Source organism: Paenibacillus sp. J31R120, assembly GCF_056269225.1.
The window spans coordinates 94,043-101,180 of the sequence record NZ_JBWDNN010000013.1 but is presented as its reverse complement, the minus strand read 5'-3'; the positions used below and the strand labels follow the sequence as shown (position 1 = coordinate 101,180).

Below are 7,138 nucleotides of genomic sequence, written 5' to 3'. Positions count from 1 at the left end.
ACCAAAGCCTTCGGAGTCGCCGAAACCGAGCGAAAGCACGGGACCGACGGAGTCGCCAGTAACGACCGCAACACCAAAGCCTTCGGAGTCGCCGAAACCGAGCGAAAGCACAGGACCGACGGAGTCGCCAGTAACGACCGCAACACCAAAGCCTTCGGAGTCGCCGAAACCGAGCGAAAGCACGGGACCAACCGAGTCGCCAGGGCCAACTGTGACACCTGAGCCTAGCCAGGTGCCAGAGGTTTTGTTGGTAGAGCCGGTTGTATTCACGGATGCAGGCATTAATTTTATGGTGGAATCGACGAATGCGGACAAGCTGTATTTTATTTATCATTCCGGTACAGAGCATGCTCCCTTAACAAAAGGTGAAATTAAGGAAAAAGCGATTGCAGCATCTTCCTATGAGCCAACGAGTGTTAGAACAGCTACTGAGCCATGTACCGTATATTCTGTTCAACTATTGCTGGATGAGCCGTATACGCTGTTTGTCGTTGGAGAGAATGAACATGGTCTTTCCGAGATCAGTTCTATTACGGTTTCCAAGCCCTTAAGCGCACAAGTCAGCGGAGGCTCGTGGAGATCATATGAAGGTAATCCGCCGCTGTATGGCATTTTTCTTAATGTCCAATACGCACCAGTACAGTCTGTAATGTCTTATTATCTGATCTCAACCGTTAAGTATGATGAAGCTCCGGCAGCCGAGGACATTGCTTATTTGGAATCGGAATACGGCGAATACGTCTTTGTTCATGAGGGACAGGAGCTTTCGGGCGGACAAGGCGGTATTACAATCGAAACACCGAATATTGTAAACCTGATTGGCGAGACCTTATACGTCTATATGGTGTTAGAAACAAGTGACGGAAAGCTTCATTTTGTCGGAAACCCTGAGGAGCCTTTCTCCTTTGAAGTGAAAATTGAAGCTTAACCTTTGATGCGCAGCAGTTCTTGTCCCTTAGCGGGAGAGGGGCTGCTGCTTTTTTTTGTTATAGAAATCATTTGGGTTAGACTATAGATAAAAATGACAGGTCTAGGATGGAGGCTCGCAAAATGGCAAAGCGTATCGGAGAGATAAGCGCGATCTATCGTTACCCCGTCAAGTCGTTCGGTGGAGAACGGCTGGAGGGTTGTGAGTTGGAGGAATACGGGCTGCATGGTGATCGTGTATGCTCGTTTTATGATGAGACCAAAGAAGGCTGGAACCGATTTGTTACCGCTAGAACCATTCCGGATATGCTGTCCTATCACGCAAGTTATGAGAATGAGGGAGTAAGGATTAGCGGGCCGGATGGCAAAAGGTATAGCTGGGATGACCAGCTATTAAAGCAGATTCAAGCTCTCTCGCGAAAAAAATTGTCCATGTCGGCGATGCTTGCTCCGAATCCTGAGAACGATGAGCTGCTGTCTGTTGATGCGGCGAGCCTTCTCCTTTTGACGGACAAGACGGTGAAGAGGGTCGAAGCAAAGTGGGGCAAGGAGCTCGATGCGCTTCGTTTTCGGCCCAATCTCATGGTGAAGCTGGAAGCGCAGGAAGAAGGGGAGCAAAGCTGGATCGGCAGACGGATACGTGTAGGCAATGCTGAGCTTCAGATTGATTCCGACTGCGAGCGCTGTTCGATGATTACGCTAGATCCGGGAACACTCGAAAGAGACCCCTCCTTGCTAAAGCAAGTGCATGAGCACTTTCAAATGAACGTCGGTGTGTATGCTTCAGTTGTCAAGACGGGAAATATCCGGGACGGCGATCCTGTCTATCTGTTGGACGAGTCTCCGGAATAGCGAAGCCATCAGATTTGAACAGAATGAATCATCCTTGCGAAGGATACATATTTAGATCTACGCTTCTTGCCAATAATCACATTGCGTAGGCCGGACTTATTCGGGCAACCTATGGTTAAAAGACAGAAGGAGCGATCATTATGACCCGGAGAAGAAAGTATATTGTGCCGGAGGCAGCGCGCGGCATGCAGGCATTCAAGGCAAACGTGATGAAGCAAGAGGGGTATAATGTGAATCCCGAGCGGCCTGACGATGTGAAGTATGAGGTGGCCAAGGAGCTGGGTATTCCGCTTAGACAAGGCGACAATGGCGATCTGTCGACGGAATCTGCCGGACATATTGGCGGCAAAATCGGCGGTTCGATGGTGCGGGAGCTCGTACGCATGGCACAGGACCGTTTGTCCAAGCAATAAATTAAGAACCGTCAGAGCATGACTTGAACTGCACCCACTAGTTAGACACCATCTAGCGATTGGGGTGCAGTTCAACGAACTCTGGCGGTTTTGTTATCTATTAATACATCAGCGCGGCAGCGTCCTGGCGAATATGCTCCACATATGCCTTAGCCTGTTCGGCAAGATACTCATCAGTCCGCTCTTGAACATGGTAGAGCACGAATGCAGGAAGGTAAATGCCATTGATTTTGGTAACGGTCGCCTGAATCGGTCTGAGCAGCTCGCTAATGGTAAAGGCATTCTGTCCCCCGGAGCGGTATTGCTTCTCTGTCCCGGCCGTTGTGACGGCAGCCAGAAACTCCTTCCCTTGAAGCTGGGTGCCTCCAGGTCCGTAAGCCCAGCCGAAGGTGAGTACATCGTCAAACCATTTCTTAAGCAGCGGCGGTGTGCTATACCAGAACAGGGGGAATTGGAAGACGACGCGGTCATAGGCGAGTAATAATTGCTGTTCCTTTTCCACATCAATGTTCCAGTCAGGATATTGCTCATAAAGATTGTGGAAATGGATAAGTTCATAAGTTTCTAGTTCATGAGCCAAAGCTCTATTGCCGCGGGAATCCTGTAAATGAGGATGAGCGTTTATAACTAAAATATGCAAGGAAATACACCCTTTCAGTTGTTGTAGCAATCGCGATTACAACTCCATTATTAAGCAAGATCTGTTCGTTGAAAAGTACGCAGTTTTCCCGTACTAGGTTCTATAAAACGTACCATTGGCTCTTGCTGGCTTACAGTCAGACAGTACGGAAAAACGTACTAAGTACGTTGAAACTGCGTACTGTTGTTATGCGAGATACTCTGATAAAGTAACGGTAATGAATATTTCAAAGCGGGAAGAGGCGAACGGTATGCCAATGGATGAAAATGATCCTACTCGAACGAAGGGCATATTAGCAACGCTCCAGGTAATCGGCGGAAAGTGGAAGCCGCTTATTGTCTTTATTCTGCTCTATCATGGGACGAAGCGATTTGGCGAGCTGCGCCGGATGCTGCCTAATGTGACGCAGGGCATGCTGACTAATCAGCTGCGGGAGCTGGAGCGGGACGGATTGGTTGTACGGAAGGTCTATCAAGAGATTCCACCGAAGGTTGAATATGAGCTGTCGGAGCATGGCCAGACGTTAAGCGCGGTCTTAACGGATATGTGCGGCTGGGGCTATAAGCATATGGATTTTATGATGGAGCAAGAGGGCAAGCAGGAAGAGGACTATGCCAATCATCCTCATCCGCAATCCCAATAGAAGAGGCGAACGAAAGAAGAGCATCCACTCATTCGGGAGGGTGCTCTTCTTTATTTTTGAAACGAGCTATGTATAAGGCTGCTGCTGCTCGGTCTCCGTATAGACGGAAATCAGAACGATTGCCTGCTCATCGCCGATATTGCGGACGAGATGGGGCGTGCAGGCATTCCAGGAGAAGGAGTCGCCCTCCTCGAATTCGGCAGAATCTTCACCTTGCTCGGCATAAATTCGGCCTTTGATCACCACATGAACCTCTTCCCCTTCATGGGCATGGGGAACTTCGCCTGTAGATGCGCCGGGAGGGAACTCGACAAGCATCATGTTTACATTTTTGGAGGAGCTGAGATGCTCCACCTTCAGCTGCTCGCTGCCGCTGGTGGTCACTTTGCGCTCCGACTTGCGCACAATATGCATGCGGTCTTCTTTTTTCAGCAGCAAATAAGCAAGCGGCACCTTCAGGGCATTCGCAATATTCTCCAGCGTAGCAATGGAGGGTGAGGTTTTATTCGTCTCGACCTGACTTAAGAAGCCTTGGGACAGGCCGGTTTCTTCGCATATTTGGGCGATCGTGATCGCTTTCCGCTTTCGTATGGCCCGAATGTTGGAGCCGATATCCATAGGGTTCACGCATCCTCAAAAATATTTGTAATACAGATGATATATTCATATTATCAATTTTTCCATTGACATTCCAGTGTCCATTCGTATAAATTACTTATATAAAATTAATTTCTTTATTACTAATATTTTGAACCGAGAGGTGAGTTTTATATGATACCAGCATACGCTTACCAGATTCACTTGCCAGAGGGCATGGAGCCCGGCATGACGTACCCTGCCTTATTCACGCTTCATGGGAAAGGGTCAAATGAGGGCAATATGGCGGGTCTGACGAAGCAGTTTGAAGACCGCTTTATTACAATTCATATTCGCGGGGATCTGCTGCTTGGGGCAGGCTATCAATATTATGAGCTGAAAAGCCTGGGCAATCCCTTGCGCGAGTCATTCGACCGGGCTGTGCAGCAGCTCGAAGCCTTTATTGAGTATGCAACAGAGAAATATCCGGTGGATGCGGGCAGCCGCTACTTGCTGGGGTTCAGCCAAGGGGCTATTCTTTCCTTGACGCTTGCCCATACGATGGGGAACGCTCTGCGGGGCATTGTGGCGCTGAACGGGTATATTCCGCAATTCGTGAAAACCGAATATGACGTCCAATCGATGAGTGACGTCTCGGTATTTGTCTCCCATGGAGAGTTCGATTCCGTATTCCCGATTCGCATCGGCCATGAGACAGCCGAATATATGGGTAGCGTAACCTCCAAGCTGACTTTTAAAACATACCCGTCCGATCATGGGGTGACAGAGGAGAACATGGCTGATTATGTGAGCTGGCTGAAGCAAGATGAGGCAAAAAACAATGATAAAGGAGCGATGGGACAATGATGCCTTCTTATTTTTTCGCGCATGGAGCGCCCTCTCTTGTGTTGGAGGAACATGCCTATACAGAATTGATGAAGCAATTTGGCGCAAATACGCCTAAGCCGAAGGCGATCGTATTATTTTCCGCCCATTGGGAGGAGTCTGTCCAGACGATTGGCGCGGCGGAGCCATACAGCACGATTTACGATTTTGGCGGATTCCAGGATGAGCTGTACCGGATAACCTATCCGGCCCGAAGCGATCGAGCGCTGAGCGAGCGTATCCAATCCTTATTCGCCAAGCAAGGCATCGACAGCGTATTGGATGAAGAGCGGGGCCTTGACCACGGCGCATGGGCTGTGCTGAAGCTGCTGTATCCGGATGCGGACATTCCGGTTGTCGCGCTGTCTGTGAACCGGCATTTGACGCCGGAGCAGCAGTATGAGATTGGCAAGGCGCTTGGCGAGCTTAGGGAACAAGATGTTCTGATTATCGGCAGCGGCGGAACGGTTCATAATTTGCGACGGTTGAACTGGCGGTCGAGCGACGGCATTGACGACTGGGCCGAATCCTTCGATAATTGGTTGCAGAGCAAGCTGGAGAATTGGGATGTGGAGGCCTTGTTCCGTTACATGGAGCTGGCTCCTCATGCGCGCGATGCGGTTCCGACAAGCGAGCATTTCATTCCATTGCTGCTTGCGATGGGCACAGGTGATGAGAACCGGCAGGCGAAGCTGCTTCACCGCAGCTATCAGTACGGCAATCTAAGCCTGAGCTGCTGGCAGTTTAATTAAAAGAAGAAGGCGAATCGTATGGCAACATCTATACGGGCAGCGGCGGAGAGAACAGTCGTGTTCTCGCTCGCTGCCATCTTTATCGTGCAGCAGCTCACCCATGTGGAGCTGCTGCTTTATCCGCTTGGGGGACTGGCGTTTCTGGCTATTGCACTGGCTCTTCCAAGGCTTAAAGGGATATCCAAGTGGCTGGCGACGGGTTTTATGGCGGGCGGAGTTCTGCTCATGCTGCTCCAGAAAGCGGATGTCCGGCTTTGGTTTGAGTCGGCGGCCATTAATGCAACGCTTGTTACCCTGTTTGTATTCGCACCGTTGTTCGGCATTCCCGTTCGTCTGCCGGCATACGTGGCGGCGCTGCGCCGCTTCTATGAAAAGAGCGTCAAAAGCAAAGCCGTGATGTTCACAGGCACTCAACTGCTTACCCAGATCATGGGCGCGTTCATCAATGTAGGCTCCATCTCGGTCGTCTATCATCTCGCTTTCGTCAAGCCTCATGCGAGCGGTGCAGCCCGGCTGCTGGCTGCAGCGATGAATCGGGGCTTCGGCGGAGCGATTATGTGGTCGCCTTACTTCGCTGCGATGGCATTAGTCACGTCTGCACTATCGCTCCGCTGGACGTCGATTCTGCCTTATATTATTGGTTTATCGCTCCTTAGCCTATTGATAAGCATGGTCGTGAGTAGACGCGAGTTATGGCGCAGTGAGCAGAATGATTCTGATATGGACACAGAGCGGGAAGCAGAGGAGGTCAGACCCGCTCCGGTAGGCAATTTGTCAGCCCGCGCATCATTTCCGTTTGGACTGGCTGCTTATCTTGTTCTGGCGATTGGAGCTATTCTGCTGCTGGAGTGGCTGCTAGAGCTGCCAATGGTGCTGATCACCTGTCTGGGCGCAGTCTTGATTCCGCTGCTTTGGTGTGCGGCTAAAGGAGCAATGGATACTTACCGACAAGGCATTGCGAATCATATATCGGTTACGCTGCCAGCTCTCCAGAAGGAGATTACGTTATTCCTTGCTGCCGGATTTTTCAGCGGCTCCATTCGATCGACGGGCTTCGGAGCCTATGTGCCTGAGCTGCTGGAGAAGCTGCCGGTACCGCTTTGGCTGGCGTTTACGCTATTTACCGTTCTGCTCATTATGGCGACCTCCTGGATCGGACTTCATCCCATTGTGCCGGTTACGATCCTTGCCACGGGTATTGATCCCGCTGCGGTGGGCCTATCCTCCGCTTATTTTGCGGTGCTGCTGCTAGGCAGCTGGGGCTTATCCAACCCGATCTCGCCAGCTTCGGCTGTCAATCATTTGCTCGCCGGCTTGCAGAACAAGACCGCTATGGAGATGGCTCGGCCGAATTATGCCTATGCGCTATGGATGGCTGCTGCGCTTGTGCTTTATTTGGCCCTGTGGAGGATTCTGTTGTAGTTTGGCTATTGAGTCTTGGCAGAGCGAT

8 protein-coding genes and 1 pseudogene are annotated in these 7,138 nt (G+C 50.7%); 7 read left to right on the top strand and 2 right to left on the bottom strand.

Going from position 1 to position 7,138, the window contains the following annotated elements; translation table 11 throughout:
- From AC0YNW_RS27890 to AC0YNW_RS27880, 3 genes and pseudogenes are all read left to right on the top strand, one after another.
- Positions 1–928 (top strand): annotated as a pseudogene (locus AC0YNW_RS27890) (hypothetical protein); the annotation flags it as partial.
- Between the two features lie 122 nt (positions 929–1,050).
- Positions 1,051–1,779: an MOSC domain-containing protein gene (locus AC0YNW_RS27885; RefSeq protein ID WP_475834654.1), complete on the top strand. Its 729-nt coding sequence runs from the start codon at positions 1,051–1,053 to the stop codon at positions 1,777–1,779.
- Between the two features lie 140 nt (positions 1,780–1,919).
- Complete coding sequence (locus AC0YNW_RS27880; RefSeq protein WP_475834653.1) at positions 1,920–2,192, top strand: alpha/beta-type small acid-soluble spore protein; 273 nt, start codon at positions 1,920–1,922, stop codon at positions 2,190–2,192.
- Between the two features lie 100 nt (positions 2,193–2,292).
- On the opposite strand, the gene AC0YNW_RS27875 is transcribed toward AC0YNW_RS27880, so the two are convergent.
- Positions 2,293–2,832, bottom strand: a complete 540-nt coding sequence (locus AC0YNW_RS27875) for an NAD(P)H-dependent oxidoreductase (protein WP_475834652.1) — start codon at positions 2,830–2,832, stop codon at positions 2,293–2,295.
- A 250-nt stretch (positions 2,833–3,082) separates the two neighbouring features.
- Here AC0YNW_RS27875 and AC0YNW_RS27870 point away from each other — a divergent pair, with 250 nt between their 5' ends.
- A complete protein-coding gene (locus AC0YNW_RS27870) occupies positions 3,083–3,475 on the top strand; it encodes a winged helix-turn-helix transcriptional regulator (RefSeq protein WP_475834651.1) in 393 nt (130 codons plus the stop codon).
- 66 nt (positions 3,476–3,541) lie between these two features.
- On the opposite strand, the gene AC0YNW_RS27865 is transcribed toward AC0YNW_RS27870, so the two are convergent.
- Complete coding sequence (locus tag AC0YNW_RS27865; protein WP_475834650.1) at positions 3,542–4,093, bottom strand: helix-turn-helix domain-containing protein; 552 nt, start codon at positions 4,091–4,093, stop codon at positions 3,542–3,544.
- A 153-nt stretch (positions 4,094–4,246) separates the two neighbouring features.
- Here AC0YNW_RS27865 and AC0YNW_RS27860 point away from each other — a divergent pair, with 153 nt between their 5' ends.
- The 3 genes from AC0YNW_RS27860 to AC0YNW_RS27850 are packed head-to-tail and all read left to right on the top strand — an operon-like array spanning position 4,247 to position 7,110.
- The gene (locus AC0YNW_RS27860; RefSeq protein WP_475834649.1) at positions 4,247–4,918 is read left to right on the top strand and encodes an alpha/beta hydrolase; all 672 of its coding nucleotides are present in this window, start codon (positions 4,247–4,249) and stop codon (positions 4,916–4,918) included.
- On the top strand, positions 4,915–5,688 hold the full coding sequence (locus tag AC0YNW_RS27855; RefSeq protein WP_475834648.1) for a DODA-type extradiol aromatic ring-opening family dioxygenase: 774 nt from the start codon (positions 4,915–4,917) through the stop codon (positions 5,686–5,688). The genes AC0YNW_RS27860 and AC0YNW_RS27855 overlap by 4 nt, the downstream gene beginning before the upstream one ends.
- An 18-nt stretch (positions 5,689–5,706) precedes the next feature.
- Positions 5,707–7,110 carry a hypothetical protein gene (locus AC0YNW_RS27850; protein WP_475834647.1) on the top strand — a complete coding sequence of 468 codons (1,404 nt, stop codon included), beginning with the start codon at positions 5,707–5,709 and terminating at the stop codon, positions 7,108–7,110.
- Positions 7,111–7,138: the final 28 nt, after the last annotated feature.

What these genes read in the sequence shown, in the direction of transcription:
- AC0YNW_RS27860 (WP_475834649.1), top strand. Translation starts at nt 4,247, where the DNA reads ATGATACCAGCATACGCTTACCAGATTCACTTGCCAGAGGGCATGGAG.
- AC0YNW_RS27850 (WP_475834647.1), top strand. Translation starts at nt 5,707, where the DNA reads ATGGCAACATCTATACGGGCAGCGGCGGAGAGAACAGTCGTGTTCTCG.
- AC0YNW_RS27855 (WP_475834648.1), top strand. Translation starts at nt 4,915, where the DNA reads ATGATGCCTTCTTATTTTTTCGCGCATGGAGCGCCCTCTCTTGTGTTG.
- AC0YNW_RS27880 (WP_475834653.1), top strand. Translation starts at nt 1,920, where the DNA reads ATGACCCGGAGAAGAAAGTATATTGTGCCGGAGGCAGCGCGCGGCATG.
- AC0YNW_RS27870 (WP_475834651.1), top strand. Translation starts at nt 3,083, where the DNA reads ATGCCAATGGATGAAAATGATCCTACTCGAACGAAGGGCATATTAGCA.
- AC0YNW_RS27885 (WP_475834654.1), top strand. Translation starts at nt 1,051, where the DNA reads ATGGCAAAGCGTATCGGAGAGATAAGCGCGATCTATCGTTACCCCGTC.
- AC0YNW_RS27865 (WP_475834650.1), bottom strand. Translation starts at nt 4,093, where the DNA reads ATGGATATCGGCTCCAACATTCGGGCCATACGAAAGCGGAAAGCGATC.